The organism is Amycolatopsis sp. NPDC043887, assembly GCF_056435665.1.
Map to the genome: position 1 here is coordinate 173,724 of NZ_JBWKEB010000008.1, position 16,243 is coordinate 189,966.

Annotated in this window: 15 protein-coding genes; 6 read left to right on the forward strand and 9 right to left on the reverse strand. The window is 69.6% G+C overall.

Annotated elements, in window-relative coordinates; all coding sequences use genetic code 11:
- The first annotated feature begins 24 nt into the window (after positions 1–24).
- Both AC069H_RS22555 and AC069H_RS22560 read left to right on the forward strand, forming a co-directional pair.
- The gene (locus AC069H_RS22555; RefSeq protein WP_478227793.1) at positions 25–495 is read left to right on the forward strand and encodes a hypothetical protein; all 471 of its coding nucleotides are present in this window, start codon (positions 25–27) and stop codon (positions 493–495) included.
- Between the two features lie 172 nt (positions 496–667).
- Complete coding sequence (locus AC069H_RS22560) at positions 668–1,066, forward strand: hypothetical protein (RefSeq protein ID WP_478233722.1); 399 nt, start codon at positions 668–670, stop codon at positions 1,064–1,066.
- 75 nt (positions 1,067–1,141) lie between these two features.
- On the opposite strand, the gene AC069H_RS22565 is transcribed toward AC069H_RS22560, so the two are convergent.
- The 4 genes from AC069H_RS22565 to AC069H_RS22580 form a co-directional block, all read right to left on the reverse strand.
- A complete protein-coding gene (locus tag AC069H_RS22565) occupies positions 1,142–2,800 on the reverse strand; it encodes a fumarate hydratase (RefSeq protein WP_125675324.1) in 1,659 nt (552 codons plus the stop codon).
- Between the two features lie 587 nt (positions 2,801–3,387).
- Positions 3,388–4,419, reverse strand: a complete 1,032-nt coding sequence (locus AC069H_RS22570; RefSeq protein WP_255632714.1) for a sigma-70 family RNA polymerase sigma factor — start codon at positions 4,417–4,419, stop codon at positions 3,388–3,390.
- Between the two features lie 245 nt (positions 4,420–4,664).
- A complete protein-coding gene (gene dtd / locus AC069H_RS22575) occupies positions 4,665–5,090 on the reverse strand; it encodes a D-aminoacyl-tRNA deacylase (RefSeq protein ID WP_340685184.1) in 426 nt (141 codons plus the stop codon).
- Positions 5,090–6,586 carry a DUF7782 domain-containing protein gene (locus AC069H_RS22580; RefSeq protein ID WP_478233723.1) on the reverse strand — a complete coding sequence of 499 codons (1,497 nt, stop codon included), beginning with the start codon at positions 6,584–6,586 and terminating at the stop codon, positions 5,090–5,092. Before AC069H_RS22580 ends, dtd begins: the two co-directional genes overlap by 1 nt.
- Positions 6,587–6,613: 27 nt before the next feature.
- Here AC069H_RS22580 and AC069H_RS22585 point away from each other — a divergent pair, with 27 nt between their 5' ends.
- Positions 6,614–7,879, forward strand: a complete 1,266-nt coding sequence (locus tag AC069H_RS22585; RefSeq protein WP_478233724.1) for an amidohydrolase — start codon at positions 6,614–6,616, stop codon at positions 7,877–7,879.
- Between the two features lie 17 nt (positions 7,880–7,896).
- Complete coding sequence (locus tag AC069H_RS22590; RefSeq protein WP_340688462.1) at positions 7,897–8,250, forward strand: DUF3099 domain-containing protein; 354 nt, start codon at positions 7,897–7,899, stop codon at positions 8,248–8,250.
- Between the two features lie 86 nt (positions 8,251–8,336).
- Here the strand turns inward: AC069H_RS22590 and AC069H_RS22595 are convergent, their stop codons facing one another.
- The 4 genes from AC069H_RS22595 to AC069H_RS22610 are packed head-to-tail and all read right to left on the reverse strand — an operon-like array spanning position 8,337 to position 11,583.
- Positions 8,337–9,209, reverse strand: a complete 873-nt coding sequence (locus AC069H_RS22595; protein ID WP_478233725.1) for a carbohydrate kinase family protein — start codon at positions 9,207–9,209, stop codon at positions 8,337–8,339.
- Entirely contained in the window at positions 9,206–10,123 is a 918-nt protein-coding gene (locus AC069H_RS22600) for a pseudouridine-5'-phosphate glycosidase (protein ID WP_478233726.1), read from the reverse strand. Before AC069H_RS22600 ends, AC069H_RS22595 begins: the two co-directional genes overlap by 4 nt.
- 9 nt (positions 10,124–10,132) lie before the next feature.
- Positions 10,133–10,777 (reverse strand): HD domain-containing protein, encoded by a 645-nt coding sequence (locus tag AC069H_RS22605; RefSeq protein WP_478233727.1) that lies wholly within the window; start codon positions 10,775–10,777, stop codon positions 10,133–10,135.
- Positions 10,777–11,583, reverse strand: a complete 807-nt coding sequence (locus AC069H_RS22610) for a sporulation protein (protein WP_478233728.1) — start codon at positions 11,581–11,583, stop codon at positions 10,777–10,779. The genes AC069H_RS22605 and AC069H_RS22610 overlap by 1 nt, the downstream gene beginning before the upstream one ends.
- 58 nt (positions 11,584–11,641) lie before the next feature.
- Between AC069H_RS22610 and AC069H_RS22615 the strand changes: the two genes are divergently transcribed.
- Together AC069H_RS22615 and AC069H_RS22620 are read left to right on the forward strand one after the other, a co-directional pair.
- Entirely contained in the window at positions 11,642–11,884 is a 243-nt protein-coding gene (locus AC069H_RS22615) for a DUF3039 domain-containing protein (RefSeq protein ID WP_007033595.1), read from the forward strand.
- A gap of 120 nt (positions 11,885–12,004) precedes the next feature.
- Positions 12,005–12,841: a hypothetical protein gene (locus AC069H_RS22620; RefSeq protein WP_478227801.1), complete on the forward strand. Its 837-nt coding sequence runs from the start codon at positions 12,005–12,007 to the stop codon at positions 12,839–12,841.
- A gap of 217 nt (positions 12,842–13,058) precedes the next feature.
- Here the strand turns inward: AC069H_RS22620 and AC069H_RS22625 are convergent, their stop codons facing one another.
- Complete coding sequence (locus tag AC069H_RS22625) at positions 13,059–16,187, reverse strand: efflux RND transporter permease subunit (RefSeq protein ID WP_478233729.1); 3,129 nt, start codon at positions 16,185–16,187, stop codon at positions 13,059–13,061.
- Positions 16,188–16,243 lie beyond the last annotated feature (56 nt).

Sequence of the window (16,243 nt, forward strand, 5' to 3'; positions counted from 1 at the left end):
CGAGGTTCGTTCCGTCTTGACACCATGATGAACGCAGCGAAGACGCTGGGCGCGGGGCTTGTGCTCGCCGCGACGACGGCGGCCTGCGGCGCGGGCGGCCCCGGAGCGCCGGCGAACACGAGCACCCCTCCGGTCGTCACCACATCTTCGGATCTGCCCACCTCGCTCCCGGCGAGCCCGCCGGCGGCGAAACCGCCGATGTCACGGCCGACCGTCGGCCCGCCGCCCTCGGACAAGATGCTGCCGCCGTCCCAGGTCGACACCGAACTGCCCGCGCAGGTCAGCGCCGAGAACGGCGGCCTGAACGTGCACCTCGAACTGAGCGGCTGCGACCAGGCGAGGGCGAACCTCGCCGAAGAGAACGCGCAGCGGGTCGTGGTCCACGTGACCATCGACCACGGGAAGCCGGGGCAGATGTGCCCGCAGGTGATCCGCTACGCCGTCCTGCCGGTGAAACTCGCCGAGCCGGTCGGGGCCCGGACCGTCGTCTTGTAAGCGGGTTGAGATCATGTGCAACCCCACCGCGGCCTCGTTCCGTCCTAGCCACATGAGGTACTTAACGAATGTCATCGGCCTTGGCCTGATCGTCGTTGCGGTATCCGCTTGCGGGGCGCAGAACCAGGCAGCGGAACCCGCGGCCGGACCCGGGAGCGGAACCCTGAGTACCGTGCCGCCGTCGCCGACCGCGCCGCCGTCCTCGTCCCCGACGCCCGCGCCGGGGAGCCAGCCGGGTGTGCCGGGCGCGCCTCGCCAGGAGGTTCCGGAAGGCAGCACCAAGCTGCCGGACAAGCAGCTCGACGCGTCGGCGCTGCCCGCGGACTACCCGCGCGAGGTGTACACCAGCAACGGCGGGACGATCCTGAACATCCGCGGCCAGGAAGGCGGCTGCGGGCACGCGACGGCGGAGGCCGCGCAGCAGGACGGGACCAGGGTCACCGTCAACCTGACCGAACTGAAGGGCCAGACCGGCCAGATGTGCACGATGGACATCCGGCATCCGGTGATCTCGGTGGCGCTGTCGGCGCCGCTGGGGGAGCGGACCGTGGTCCTGAAGCAGATGCGATAACGCCAGGACGTGCCATGAGGTCCGTGAAGGCCTCCTTCCCTACCTTCAGGGTAGGCAAGGAGGCCTTCACGGACGTCAGCGGAAGCTGATCTGCAGCACCGGTTCCGAGGTGGCCTCGAAGAAGTCGTTGCCCTTGTCGTCGATGACGATGAACGCGGGGAAGTCCTCGACCTCGATCTTCCAGACCGCTTCCATCCCCAGCTCGGCGTACTCGAGGACGTCGACCTTCTTGATGCAGTCCTGCGCGAGCCGCGCGGCCGGGCCGCCGATCGAGCCGAGGTAGAACCCGCCGTGCTCGTTGCACGCGGCGGTCACCTTCTTGGACCGGTTGCCCTTCGCCAGCATCACCAGCGAGCCGCCGGCGGCCTGGAACTGCTCGACGTAGGAGTCCATGCGGCCCGCGGTGGTCGGCCCGAACGAGCCCGACGCGTAACCCTCGGGCGTCTTCGCCGGGCCCGCGTAGTACACGGGGTGGTCGCGAAGGTACTGAGGCATCTCTTCACCCGCGTCGAGCCGCTCGGCGATCTTCGCGTGCGCGATGTCGCGGGCGACGACGAGCGGACCGGTCAGCGACAGGCGGGTCTTCACCGGCAGCTGCGAGAGCTGCGCGCGGATCTCGGCCATCGGCCGGTTCAGGTCGACGGTCACCACCTCGTCGGACAGATCGTCCTCGGTGACGTCCGGCAGGAACTGCGCCGGGTCGCGCTCCAGCTGCTCCAGGAACACGCCGTCGGCGGTGATCTTCGCCTTCGCCTGACGGTCGGCCGAGCACGAGACAGCGACACCGACCGGGCAGGACGCGCCGTGACGCGGCAGGCGGATCACCCGGACGTCGTGGCAGAAGTACTTTCCGCCGAACTGCGCGCCGATCCCGAACTGGCGCGTCATCTCCAGCACCTGCTGTTCGAGGTCGACGTCGCGGAAACCGTGGCCCAGCTCGGAACCCTCAGTGGGCAGGTCGTCGAGATAGCGGGCGGAAGCGAGCTTCGCGACCTTCAGGTTGAACTCCGCCGACGTGCCGCCGACGACGATCGCGAGGTGGTACGGCGGGCAGGCCGCGGTGCCGAGGCTGCGCAGCTTCTCGTCGAGGAACTTCGCGAGCCGCTTCGGGTTCAGGACGGCTTTCGTTTCCTGATAGAGGAACGTCTTGTTCGCGCTGCCGCCGCCCTTGGCCATGAACAGGAATTCATAGCTCGGGTCGCCTTGGCCATCTTTGTGATAGAGCTCGATCTGTGCGGGCAAGTTGGTGCCCGTATTGCGCTCATCCCAGAAATTCACCGGCGCCATCTGTGAATAGCGCAGATTCAACTCCTGATAGGCGTCGAAAATACCGCGCGACAGCGCACGCTCGTCGTCGGCGCCGGTGAGCACGCCCTCGCCGCGTTTGCCGATCACGATCGCGGTGCCGGTGTCCTGGCACATCGGGAGGACGCCGCCGGCGGAGATCGCCGCGTTGCGCAGCAGGTCCATCGCGACGAAGCGGTCGTTGCCGCTGGCCTCGGGGTCGTCGACGATCGCGCGCAGCTGCGCCAGGTGTGACGAGCGCAACAGATGCTGGATGTCGGTGATCGCGGTCTTGGCGAGTTTGGTCAGCGCCTCGGGCTCGACCTTGAGGAACTTCCGGCCCGCGGCTTCGACGACCTCGACACCTTCGGTGCCGATCAGCCGGTACTCGGTGTGGGTGTCCTTGGCGAGCGGAAGGACTTCGGTGTACTGGAACGTGGTGGGCGCCACTGCGCGGGCTCCTTTGCCGGCATCGGGAACCCGCTCACGGTACCCAAGCCCGGCCAAGGCGTCCGCGAGGCCACGGCTGACGTAACCGAGGCCACTGCCGGTGGGCGCCGACGCCGGCGAGCCGAGGGTGTCTTAGGTACGTACTGCCGGTGCGTGGATGGCGGTTTCGCGTGACTGGACGGACGACACGCGTGCTTAGAGGGACGACACGCGTGTTCGGGCGGACGACTCTCGGCGGAACCCGGCCGCGGTCGTGTCGTTCATCCAGTCACGCGTGTCGTCCGGTCGGTCACGTGACATCGCCGGTGCTGGACCTCGTGAGTGGCAAGGACGGTGAGAACACGAAATCCCACTCACGACCCACCGGGCCGGCTGCAATTCGCACTCCGCATTTTGTCGCCGGGCCCCACAAATTAGTTCGGGAGGCCGGGCCCACCCCGACGGACCCGACCTCCCGGGGAAAGCGATCCGGGCGCGAACGCCCGACCGCGAAGACTTATTGCCTGCTCGACGGTCTCGTGACGCAGGTCATAAGTCAACGCTGCCGAACGGGTGTTGCTTTTTCCGCGCCGAAAGGTGTTGTGGCATTACGAAGCGTAGGCGCGCAGGCGGTCCGCCCGCTCACCCTGACGCAGCTTCGACATGACCTCTCGCTCGATCTGCCGAACGCGCTCACGGGAGAGCCCGAAGTGCTTGCCGATCTGGTCGAGCGTGCGCGGCTGGCCGTCGTCGAGGCCGTAGCGCAGGCGGATCACCTGGGACTCGCGGTCGTCCAGCGTCGCGAGCACGCGGCGCAGGTCGTCCTGGAGCAGACCGGAGATCACGGCGCTCTCGGCGTCGGTCGCCTCCGAGTCCTCGATGAAGTCACCGAGCGGGGCGTCCTCCTCGGTGCCGACCGGCATGTCGAGGCTCACCGGGTCACGCGAGTGGTCGAGCAGGTCGGAGATCTTGTGCGCCGGGATACCCGACTCGGCGGCCAGCTCCTCGTGGGTGGCGTCCCGGCCGAGCTGCTGGTGCAGGTCACGCTTGATGCGCGCCAGCTTGTTCACCTGTTCCACCAGGTGGACCGGCAGCCGGATGGTGCGTCCCTGGTCGGCCATCCCCCTGGTGATGGCCTGGCGGATCCACCAGGTGGCGTAGGTCGAGAACTTGAACCCCTTGGAGTAGTCGAACTTCTCCACCGCGCGGATCAGACCCAGGTTCCCCTCCTGGATCAGGTCGAGCAGCGGCATCCCCCGGCCGGTGTAACGCTTCGCGAGCGAGACCACGAGGCGGAGGTTGGCCTCCAGCAGGTGGTTCTTCGCGACGTGGCCGTCACGCACGAGAGCGGACATCTCCGAACGCCGCTTCGGCGTGAGCCCCTCGGCCGTGTCGAGCATGTGCTGGGCGAACACGCCCGCTTCGATGCGCTTGGCCAGCTCGACCTCGTCGGCGGCGGACAGCAGTGCCGTCTTGCCGATTCCGTTGAGGTACACGCGAACGAGGTCCGCGGCCGGGCTCTGGGCGTCGAGGTCGGCGTCGGTGAGCGCCCCCGTGCTCACCGGCTCCTGGGTGGATTGCGCCGGGATACGGCGCTCGCGAATCCCGCGCGCTTCGCGTTCGAGAGTCTGGACTGACATTCTGCCTCCCCGGTCACGGGCTGAACGTGCTGCGGTTGTCCGCCGGTCCGTCTCGGCGTAGCAGGCCCTGTGGAAAACCGGCTACTCCTCGTCGGCCCAGCTTGGCTGGACACTTGGCTCAACGCCGGGAGGTCCGAAAACGTTCCCGGCGGCTACAGAGGAGACGGGCGGCTGACCTGGGGCGTTGCTCCACCAACCCTGAGCTTTTCCTGAGAATGCTCGTGCCGAGGAGAAAGAATCGTGGTCTAGACCTCTAGGAGGACGGTGAACGGACCGTCGTTCACGCTCCGGACGGCCATCATGGCCCCGAAGCGGCCGGTTTCGACCCGCGCGCCGCGTTCGCGCAGCGCGTCGACGACGGCTGTCACGAGGGGCTCGGCGACCTCGGGCCGGGCGGCCGCCGTCCAGGACGGACGGCGGCCTTTGCGGGTGTCGCCGTAAAGAGTGAACTGGCTTACGACGAGCAGGGGAGCGCCGGTGGTGGCGCAGGATTCCTCGTCGCGAAGTATGCGAGCTTCGTGCAGTTTGCGGGCCATCGTCGCCACCTTGGACACGTCGTCGTCGACGTGGATTCCCAGCAGCACCAGCAAACCCGGCTCGTCGATGGCGCCGGTCACCTCGTCGCCGACGGTCACGCTCGCTTCCGTGACCCTCGCCACCACCGCCCGCATCAGACGGCGGGGAGGAGCATGCCGTGCCGGACCAGTTCCCGGACGACGGGCAGCGCGGCTTCGGCCAGCTCCTCCGGTTCGAGACCCTGAGCGGCCGCCAGGAGCACGATCAGGTCCTCCAGGGGAAGCGCGCCCTGGCAGCCCGCGAGCAGCCGTGTCGCGAGTTCGTCCACTTCGTGCGACCACCCGGGCCCGTCGGTGCGGTGCAGCCGCTGGACGGTCGTGGCCCAGCCCTCCTCGCCCGGCTCGGCGACGCTCTCCAGAAGCACCGTTTCCGGCACCCGGAACCGGACATCGAGGAGCGAATCACCATTGGCGCGAAGCCATTCCACCCGATCCAGCCAGTTCGCGGCCTCGGCGCCCAGCGGATCGTCGTAAGCCTGGCGCAGGTCTTCGCACACGATCGTCGGAGTCGCGCCGTCCGCCCGCCGGAGGGTGACGAAGCCGAACCCGATCCCCTGGACGTCGTTTTCGTCGAACCAGTCGAGCCACGCTCCGGATTTCGCGCGGCCTTCGGGGGAACGGGGATCGATGCCCGCGTCCCGCAGCCACGTGCCGACGTACAGGCCCGGGTCCGCGATGTCCCGCTGGACGAACCACGCGTCGGTCTCGGCGGGCAGCCAGCGGGTCACCCGATCGCCCCAGTCCTCACCCTTCACGTGCAGCCAGGACGCCAGGAGCTGACCCGTGCCGCCGTCGTTGAGGAACCCGGGCAGCTGGCGCACCACGAGCGCGCTGGCGTCGTCACCCGCGAGCCCGGAGTCGCGGTAGGTGTAGTCGACCCGCGGCGGGCCGACCACGAACGGCGGATTGCACACGATCTGGTCGAACCGGCGCCGCGCGACCGGCGCGAACCATTCGCCACGGACGAGTTCGACGTCCAGTTCGTTGAGCCGGAACGTCGCCGCCGCCAGTGCCAGCGCGCGGGCCGAGACGTCGGTCGCGGTGACCTTCTTCGCGTGCCGGGTGGCGTGCAGCGCCTGGACACCGTTGCCGGTGCCGACGTCGAGCAGGCTGCCGACCTCGCGGCGGCTGGTGGCCCGGATCAGGCTGAGCGAGGCGTGCCCGACGCCGAGCACGTGGTCTTCGGGCACGGTCGTGCCCAGGACGTCGGCGTCGAGGTCGGAGACGACCCACCACGAGCCCTCGTCGTCGCCGTGCGGGCGGACGTCGAGTCCGGCCCGGTAGCCGTCGGAGGCGGGCACGAGCAGCGTGGCGGCGACCGCGTCATCGAGAGACAGTGGCGCGAAAGCGGCCTCGACGTCCTTCGCCGGTTCGGTCGACCCCAGCAGGAAAAGGCGGATCAGCGTGCCGAGCTCACCCGCGTCGCGGGTCGCGCGGTAGGCGAGTTCCGGTTCGCCGCGGCCGAGGGCGGCGTGCGCGGAGCCGAGGGCGCCGACCACGCCGTCGGTGTCGTACCCCGTCCGGCGGAAGGCGTCCCGCAGCCTCGCGCAGGCGTCGTCGGACAGGTCGGGGAGGGCCGCTCGTGTGCTCACGTTCGGTAATACTGCCAGGATGGCGTGGTGAGCCTCGAACGTGTCCTGGCGCCGCTGCAGGCGGCGCTGCCCGGATTGGAAGACCTGTACACCGACCTCCACCGGCATCCGGAGCTGTCGTTCGCCGAAACCCGCACCGCCGCCGAACTGGCGAAGCGCCTGGAGGCCGACGGTTACGAGGTGCACACCGGGATCGGGCGCACCGGTGTCCTGGGCGTGCTGCGCAACGGCCCCGGCCCGAAGGTGATGTTGCGCGCCGACATCGACGCGCTGCCGGTCGAGGAGAAGACCGGCCTGCCGTACGCGAGCACCGCGCGCGGTGTCGACGCCGACGGCCGCGAAGTCCCGGTGATGCACGCTTGCGGCCACGACATGCACGCCACCTGGCTCTCCGGTGCCGCTTCGCTGCTCGCGGCCGGACGCGAGCACTGGTCCGGCACGTTGATGGTCGTGTTCCAGCCGGGGGAGGAGGCCGGGGATGGCGCCGTCGGCATGGTCCGCGACGGGGTCTTCGGGCCCGCCGGCAAACCCGACGTCGTGTTCGGCCAGCACGTCGTGCCCGGTCCGGCGGGCTGGGTGCTGACCAGGCCGGGCGTGATCATGGCGGCCACCGACGCGCTCCGGATCACCCTGCACGGCCGCGGCGGGCACGGCTCGCGCCCCGAGACCACGGTGGACCCCGCGGTACTCGCCGCGTCCGTGGTGCTCAAGCTCCAGACCATCGTGTCGCGGGAGATCTCGGCGACCGAGTCGGCGGTGGTGACCGTCGGGTCGCTGCACGTCGGCACGGCGCACAACATCATCGCCGACCACGCCGTCCTCGAGGTCAACATCCGGTCGTTCGACCAGGCCGTGCGGGAGAAGGTCGTCGCGGCGGTCGAGCGGATCGTCCAAGGTGAGGCGGCCACCGCGGGTGCGCCGAAACCGCCGGAGATCGAGCGGATCGGCGCGTTCCCGGTCACCGAGAACGACGACGCGGCCACCGAGGGGCTCACCGCCGCCTTCCGTGACCACTTCGGCGAGAGCCGGGTGATGCCCGCGCCGCTGGTCACCGGCAGTGAGGACTTCAGCGAGTTCGGCCGCGCGGCCGGCGTCCCGTCGGTGTTCTGGCTGGTCGGCGGCCTGGACGAGGGCAAGGTGATCGCCGCGATGACCGCCGGGCGCTTCGAACAGGACGTCCCGTCGAACCATTCGCCGCTCTTCGCGCCGATCCCGCATCCGACGCTTTCGGCCGGCGTCGAGACGCTCGTGGTCGCGGCTCTGCACCGGCTCACCCACCCGGCTGTCGGATGAGCCGGGCGAGTGGGAGCATGGAAGCCGGAGGTGGTGCTGTGAACGCGCCCGCCCACGGTCCCGAGCCGAGGGAACCCGCTCCGGTGCTGATCACCGAAGCCGCCCCGTCCTACGAAGACCAGCTGGCCAAGCGGAAGCGGAAGTACATCATCATGATGTCGTTCCGCATCCCGTGCCTGATCCTGGCCGGGATCTTCTACCAGACCTGGTGGCTCGCGCTGGCACTGATCGCGATCTCGATCCCGCTGCCCTGGGTCGCCGTCCTGATCGCCAACGACCGGCCGCCGCGCAAGAGCGAGAAGGTCAACCGCTACCAGGCCGAACCGACCCGCATCGAAAGCGGCGGCCATCGCGTCATCGACGGCGGCTGACCCGTTTCGCGCTCCCAGCCGCGTGACATGAAAGGCCCCTTCATTGCAAATTTCGCAATGAAGGGGCCTTTCATGTCAGTTTTTCGCTACGGCTGCGGCCCGACCTTCGCGACCGCGCGGGCACCCAGCCGCGTCCCCGCCCGGAGCACCTCCACGGTGGACTCGCCGCGCAGCCACGCCGCGAGCACACCGGCGTCGAACGCGTCGCCGGCGCCGGTGGAGTCGACGCACTCCGCGGGCTGGGACGGCACCGAGGTGATGGTGCCGCTCGCGTCCACCCAGCTGGCGCCGTCGAGACCGGCGGTGACCACGACCTCGCCGACGTAGTCCAGCAGTTCCTTCGCCGCCTCGGGATCGCTCGCCCCGGTCAGCGCGACCAGTTCGCTGGTGTTCGGCATCAGCAGGTCGACGCCGCGCACGTCGTCGAGGAAGGCCGCGGGATCGGTGATCAGCGTCGCCGCCTGCGGGTCGACCGACGTCGTCAGCCCGGCCTTCTTCGCCGCCGCCAGGGAGGCGAGCGCGGCCGGCCGTGACGACGGGTACAGCAGGACGTAACCCGAGAGGTGCAGGTGGCTCGCCCCGCTCAGGGCCGCCTCGGTGATGTCTGAGGGGCTGAACTTCGCGTTGGCGGCGCGGTCGGCGAGCATGCTCCGCTCACCGGCGCCGTCGACGAGCACCACGACGCAGAACGTCGGTTCCTCGGGGTCCACCGCGAACTCGCAGCGGACGCCCGCCGCTTCCAGTTCGCTCTTCACCATGCGGCCGCCGGAATCGTCCCCGATCCGCGCGACCAGCGTGGTCTCCGTGCCCTCGGCCCGCAGCCACAGCGCGGTGTTCGCGCCCGCGCCGCCACTGGTGAAGTGGACCTTCGCACGGATGTCGCCGCCGTGCGGGATGGGGCCTTCGTGCCGCGCGACCACGTCGAGGCCGACGTCGCCGACGACGACGATGCCGCTCACGCGGCGTTCCCGGCGAGCGCGACGGCCACTTCGGTGGCCAGTTCCGCGTTGGACAGCACCAGCGCCTCGTTCGCGTCGAGGCTCACGCCCTCGCTGGCGGTGTGGAAGTGCTCCAGCAGCACGGGCGTGACGTCCTTGCCGTGCACGCCTCGTGACTTGAGGAGTTCCAACCCTTCGGCGAGCAGCCGGTCGTGCAGTTCCTTGTCCATTTCGGACGCTTCCGGGATCGGGTTCGCCAGCAGGACACCGGAATCCGCGTGCGCCCGGTGGGCGGCGATGACCGAGGCGGCCTGCGCGGTGTCGTCGACCCGCCACGGCACCTCGAAGCCGGACGAGCGGAGGTAGAACGCGGGGAACTCGCCGGTGCGGTAGCCCAGCACCGGTACGGAGTTGGTCTCCAGCACTTCGAGTGTCGCGGCGATGTCGAGCACCGACTTCACCCCGGAGCAGACGACCGTGGTCGGCACCTTCGCGAGGACGCCGAGATCCGCCGAGACGTCCCAGCTCTGCGCCGCGCCCTGGTGCACGCCGCCCAGCCCGCCGGTGGCGAACATGCCGATCCCGGCCGCGGCGGCCAGCGCCGCGGTGCTCGCGACCGTCGTGGCCCCGGAGCGCCCGAGGCCGACGGCCGGGCCGATGTCGCGCAGGGAGAGCTTGTCCAGGTCCGCGCCGGGCGCGCAGACGCGTTCCAGCTGCTCGCCGGTGAGGCCGATCAGCGGGACGCCGTCGAGGACGGCGATGGTCGCGGGGACGGCGCCGCCGTCGCGCACGATGTTCTCCAGCCGCCGGGCGACGTCGAGGTTGCGGCCGGGCGGGAGACCGTGGGAGAGGATGGTGCTCTCCAGCGCGACGACGGGGTCACCGGCGGCGAGGGCGGAGGCGACCTCTTCGTGAAGGGACAGTTGCGGAGTCACGAACGAACATCATCGGTGATGTGGGTCCGCGTCACGCCATCGGGTCAGTTCGTTCGCGAGGTTCTCGCGCGCCTTGCTCTCCCAGCGTGCCCGCGCGATGTCGCTGCGATACAGCCGCGGCCTGGCCAGCAGGTTCTCCAGCACGGTCGCGCGTCCCGCCCGCCAGTCCTCGTCGGAGTAGATCGAGTACTCCTCTCGGACACCGCTCGCGTACTCCTCGTAACGCTCCGGTGTGGCGCCGAGGATCGCGAGGTCGGCGTCGAGCAGCGCCGTGGCGAGGAGGTCGTCGTCCGGGGCGGCGTGATGGATTGTGCTCAGGACCAGCTCTCCGGCGCGCTCGACATCCGCTTCGGGGACGCCGGCGTTGGTGAGTTCGTCCCGCGTCCAGGCCGCGCTCGCCCGTTCGTCCTCGCCGGGACGGGCGTCGTACACGACATCGTGCGTCCAGGCGGCGATGGCGACGAGGGCGCGTTCGCGGGCGCCCAGGCCGAAGGCGACGGCGAGGTCGCCGCTGTCGTGGGCGACGGCCGTGACGTGCCGGAGATCGTGGTATCGGCGATGTGGTTCGGAGTAGCGGGTTTCGAGGTCGTTCCACGCGACGGCGGCGATCCGGTGATCGCCGCCGAGCCTCGTGATCGCGGTGGGCCAGTCCATCAGTCGAAGATCCCGCGCGCCTTGGCCACCTCGTGCAGCCATCCTTCGAGCTGTGGCTCCCAGTTGACCCGGTCGAGCGCCGCGTGGTCGACCTTGAACAGGCCGAGGAACTCCTGGCCGCGTCCGCCGAACCCGCCGCTCTTGGACACCCGGACCCGTTTGGTCACCTCCAGCACGACCTGCGTCTCCGACGGCGAGGACAGGAAGGTCACCGCCACCGAGGTGAAGACGGGCGCGAACCGCGGCGAAGGGGTGAAGCGGATCTCCTGGAAGAACGGGAGCTGCTGGACGGCGCCGTTGATCCGGCCGCGTTCCAGCACGGCCTCGCGGAAGAGGAAGCCGATCCGGCTGAAGGCGTCCAAGATCCGTTTCTGCGCGGGCAGCGGCTCGATCGCGGCGCCGTCGACGTCGACCGGGTCGGTCACGGAGTTGGCGATGTCGAGGCAGGTTTGGAGGCCGACGGCCATCCCGTTCAGTGGCTTGCCGAAGACGCTGGAGATCGGTGTCTCCCAGGGCAGGGCCACCTCGAACGGGATGCGGACCTGCTGCCCAGGCCCGATCCGCTCGTTGCCCGCCAGCTGCTGGGTGCCGAACTCGAGGTCCTCGACGCCGGGGCGGCGTTCGTCCGGGAGGGTGACCCTGGCGAGCAGCTTCACTGAGAGGCCGTTGATCTCTTGATCGACTTCGCCGCCGAGCAGCAGGACCTCGCCGCGCAACGGGCGGCCGGGGGAGACCGTGCGGTCGAGCAACCGGGCGTCGATCTTCGCCCCGCCCGAGCCGAACGTCGCGAGCACCTTCTGGAACATGGGCGAGATCCTGCCAGGTCGTCGGTGTGCGCAGGAGGATTTGGGGCATTATGGAGGGGTGAGTACACAGACCCTTCCGAAGCCGGATACCCGTCCCGAGGGCACCGACGGCACCGACGACGATTCGCCGAAGATGTTCCACTACGTGCGCAAGAACAAGATCGCCGAAAGCGCGGTCATGGGCACGCACGTGGTGGCGCTGTGCGGTGAGGTCTTCCCGGTGACGAAGTCGGCGAAGCCCGGTTCGCCGGTCTGCCCGGACTGCAAGAAGATCTACGACGGTCTCAAGCCGGGCGACTGAGTGTCCGTCCGGTGTCCGAAACCGGACAAAATCTGAAAATCCTTCACATGGTGGCTGCCCGTCCCGGAATTCGCTGGTAATCAGTACGCGCCAGCGAAAACCCGCCGGGACGGAGCCTTCATGCGTAGAACCGGGATCGTGCTCGCCATCGCCGCGTTGGTCGCGGTGTTCTCACCCGCCGCCGCCCAAGCCGTCACAGGCTGGACCACTGTCGGCTCGGACAACGCCCGCCCGCTCGACGAGGGCCAGGGCCTGGCCACCATCGAACGGCCGTCCGGGACGATCTACCGCTACACCGGGATCGCGACCGTTCCCGTGAACCTGTCGTCCCAGGGCTGGAACCACGTCGGAGACCCTGGCTCCGCGCGGGGCTGGTACGTCGAGCCGTACCAGCGCGACGACAGGGGAGCGAAACTCTTCCGCGTCGAGTCGCCCGACGGGACCTGGGCGAACTACACGCACACGCTGGAGTCGTGGGAGGCGAACAACAACTCGTTCGCCGCCGTGACCCCTGACGCCCGCTGGATGGTGGCCGGTGAGTGGGGCACGATGGACCGGCTCCTCGTGCACCCGATGCCCGGCGTCGCGCATACGAACCCGTCGGCGAACCTGCCGTACGCGTCCGCGATCCGGCTCGACAAGCCGGTGCGGGACATCCAGGGCTGCGACTTCGTCACCGCGACCCGGCTGCTGTGTGCGTCCGACGACCCCGAGGGCGCACTGTTCGGGACCACGAAGCCGCTGCTGCAGGTCGACCTTTCCGGCGCGCTGTCCGGTTCGGATGTGACCGGGCGGGTCACGTCGCTGGGGCAGCTCCCGCTGAAGAGCATGTGCAGCGGGAACTTCGAGACCGAGGGCATCGACGTCGCCGCCGACGGCACCCTGCGGGTCGTCATGCTTTCGCCCTCGTGGTGTGTGGCCTTCGACAGCAAGACGTGGCGGTTCCGGAAGGCGTGACACCCGTGCTTGGAGCCGGAACTCGCGTGCTTGAAGGCGGAACTCGCGTGCTTGGACGCGTACCGGCTCCAAGCACGCGAGTCACGTCCCCAAGCACGCGAGTTCCGGCTCCAAGCACGTGACCGGTGGCATTTAGCCGGCTAAGTGCGAAGCGGCGAAAGGCACGCCGGGCGCCCACCCAGGCCCCGGCGTGCCTTCCTCCCCCCACCCCCCAGGTCTACGAAGCCGGCTCCGGGGTCAGCGTCTCGGTGGCCGGTGCCGAGGACCGCCGGGCGTCCTTCTTCGCGCGGCGCTTCTCTTTCCGTGTCTCGACCATCGTGTACAGCGTCGGCACCAGGATCAGCGTCAGCAGGGTCGAGCTGACCAGCCCGCCGATGACCACGATCGCCAGCGGCTGCCCGATGAACCCGCCCTGTCCGGTCAGCCCGAGCGCCATCGGGACCAGCGCGAAGATGGTCGCCGCCGCGGTCATCAGGATCGGCCGCAGCCGTCGCCTGCCGCCTTCGACGACGGCGTCGGCGACGCTCATCCCCGAAGCCCGGTACTGGTTGATCAGGTCGATCAGCACGATCGCGTTGGTCACCACGATGCCGACGAGCATCAGCATCCCGATCAGCGCGGGCAGCCCCAGCGCGGTCCCGGTGGCCAGCAGCAGCCCGATCGCGCCGGTCGCCGCGAACGGGATCGACACCAGCAGGATCAGCGGCTGGATCAGGCTGCGGAACGTCGCCACCATGATCAGATAGACGATCGCGACCGCGGCCAGCAGCGCGAGGAACAGGTTCCCGAAGGCCTCCTGCTGGTCTTCGCTGACCCCGCCGAGCTTGTACGCCGCGCCGCCGGTGAAGGTCAGTCCGTCCAATTCGGACTGGATGGCCCGCGTGGTGGCGGCCAGGTCCGCGCCGGTGTTCTTGGCGGTGACCGTGGTGCTCAGCTCGCCCGAGGTGCGGTGCACCGCGGCCGGCCCGTCCACTGTGGACACGGTGGCGACGGAGTCCAGCCGCACCACGCCGGTCGCGCTCGGGATGGGCAGCGCCTTGACCGCGTCGACCGACACCGGGGCCGTGCCCGCTCGCAGCACGATGTCCGTGCGCTGACCGTCGACCGGCAGCTGGGTCACCGTGCGGCCGGCGATGGCCTGGTTCGCGATCTGGCCGATCGTGGTCGCCGAAAGCCCGCTCGCGGCGGCCTTGGCGGCGTCGACCTCGACCTGCACGCGCGGCGAACCCTGCGCGAGGTCACTGGTCACCTCGGTCAGGTCCGGAACGCCGGACAGCGCCTGGCGGACCTGCTCGGCGGCCGGTTTCAAGGCGGCCTCGTCGGGAGCGGTGACGGTGATCGAGACCTGGTCCGAGTTGAACCCGCTCGCCTCCGCACCGATCTTGACCTCGCCGAGCTCCGGCTTGTCGAGCTTGCCTCGCAACCGCTCGGAGAGCGCGTCGAGGTCGGTGTCCTTGGCGACGGTGACCTGGATGCTGGTCGCCGTCCCGCCGCCACCGAAGAAGCCGCCTCCGCCGATGCTCACCTGGTAGGTCTCGACGGCGGGTTCGGCGGCGAGCGCCTGCTCCACCGCGCCGGCGGCCTTCTCCTTGGCCTCGGAACTGGTGCCGGGCGGGAGCTTCTGCGAAAGGCTCAGCGTCGTCGAACCGGACTGGTCGAGGAAGTTGGTGTTCAGCTGCGAGGCCAGCCCGACCGTGCCCCCGAAGATGATCAGTGCCAGCAGGACCACGGTGACGCGGCGCCTGGTGGCGAACCGGATCACCGGAACGTACCCGCGCTGCAGCAGCCCGCGGCGTTCCTTGTCCTCGGCGGCCTGGCGCGTGAGCTCGGCCTCGCGTTCGTCCGCCGGCGCCTTGGGCGGCTTGAGGAACCAGTACGCGAGCACCGGCACGATCGTCAGCGACACCAGGAGGGACGCCAGCAGCGCCACGGTGACCGTGATCGCGAACGGCGAGAACAGCTCGCCGACGAACCCTCCCACGAAGGCGATCGGCAGGAACACCGCGACCGTGGTGAGGGTGGACGACGTCACCGCGCCCGCGACCTCGCGCACGCCGTCGAGGACCGCGCGCTGCTTCTCCTCGCCGTACGCCAGATGTCGTTTGATGTTCTCCAGCACCACGATCGAGTCGTCGACCACCCGTCCGATGGCGATGGTGAGCGCGCCGAGGGTGAGCAGGTTCAGCGAGAGATCGCCGGTCCACAACGCCAGCAGCGCCACGACCACCGAAAGCGGGATCGACACCGCCGTCACCAGGGTGGAGCGCACCGACATCAGGAACAGCAGGATGACCACGACCGCGAACGCCAGCCCGAGCAGCCCTTCGGTGGTCAGGCCGCTGATCGCGTCCTTGACCGGGGTGCCCTGGTCGAACACGACGCTCATCTCGGCGCCGATCTTCTTCGACAGCTCGGGCAGCCTGTCCCGCACCGATTCCGAGATCGCGACCGCGTTCCCGTTCTCCACCATCGTGATCGAGAGCCCGAGGCTCGGCTTGCCGTTGGTGCGCGTGATCGAGGTCGGCGGCGCGAAGCCGGCCTGGACGTCCGCGACATCACCGAGCTTCACCGGCTTGCCCGCCGGCGCCCCGGGACGCGACGGCTGCGACGGCGTCAGGTAAAGGTTCTTGATCGTGTCCACTGTGGTCGGTCCGCCGCCGACCTGGACGGTGAGCGTCTTGTCGCCTTCGGTCAGCGTCCCGGCCGGGACGGCCGCACCGGCGGTCTGCAGCGTGGTGGCGATCGACGACGGGTCCACCCCCGCGGCGGCCAGTTTCGCGTAGTCCAGCGCGATGGTGACCCGCGGCTGCCGCGCACCGGTCACCTCGACCTCGCGGACACCGTCGATCTTCCGCAGTTCCGGCGCGACCTCCCCGGTCAGCGCGGGCGCGAGCGCCTGCGGGTCACCGGTGGTCCCGGCGGCGAGCAGCACGACCGGGAGATCGTCGGTGGATCCCGCCGACACCGATGGCTCGCTGTTCTGCGGCAGCCGTGCCTTCAGCCCGTCGACGACGCGCTGGATCTGCCCGACCGCCGCGTCGATGTCCGTGCCGAACTCGAACTGCGCGGTGATCCGCGACAGCCCCTCCGACGACGTCGAGCTCAGCTCTTCGAGTCCCTTCAACCCCTGCAGCCCGCCTTCGAGCGGCTCGGTGACCTGACGGTCCACCGCGTCCGGTGACGCGCCCGCGTACGGCGTGATGATCTGCGCCTGCGGGAACTGCAGTGACGGGAACAGCTGCTGCTTCAGCTGTGGCAGGGCGAAGGCGCCGAAGCCGATCACCACCAGGGCGAGCAGCCCGATGAGACTTCGGTTGCGCAGGCTGAGTCTGGCCAGCGTGGACATGGCGGTATCCCCCAGGAAATGGCTCGGGACGGGCGGGTTACCGCGAGCCTTTCATG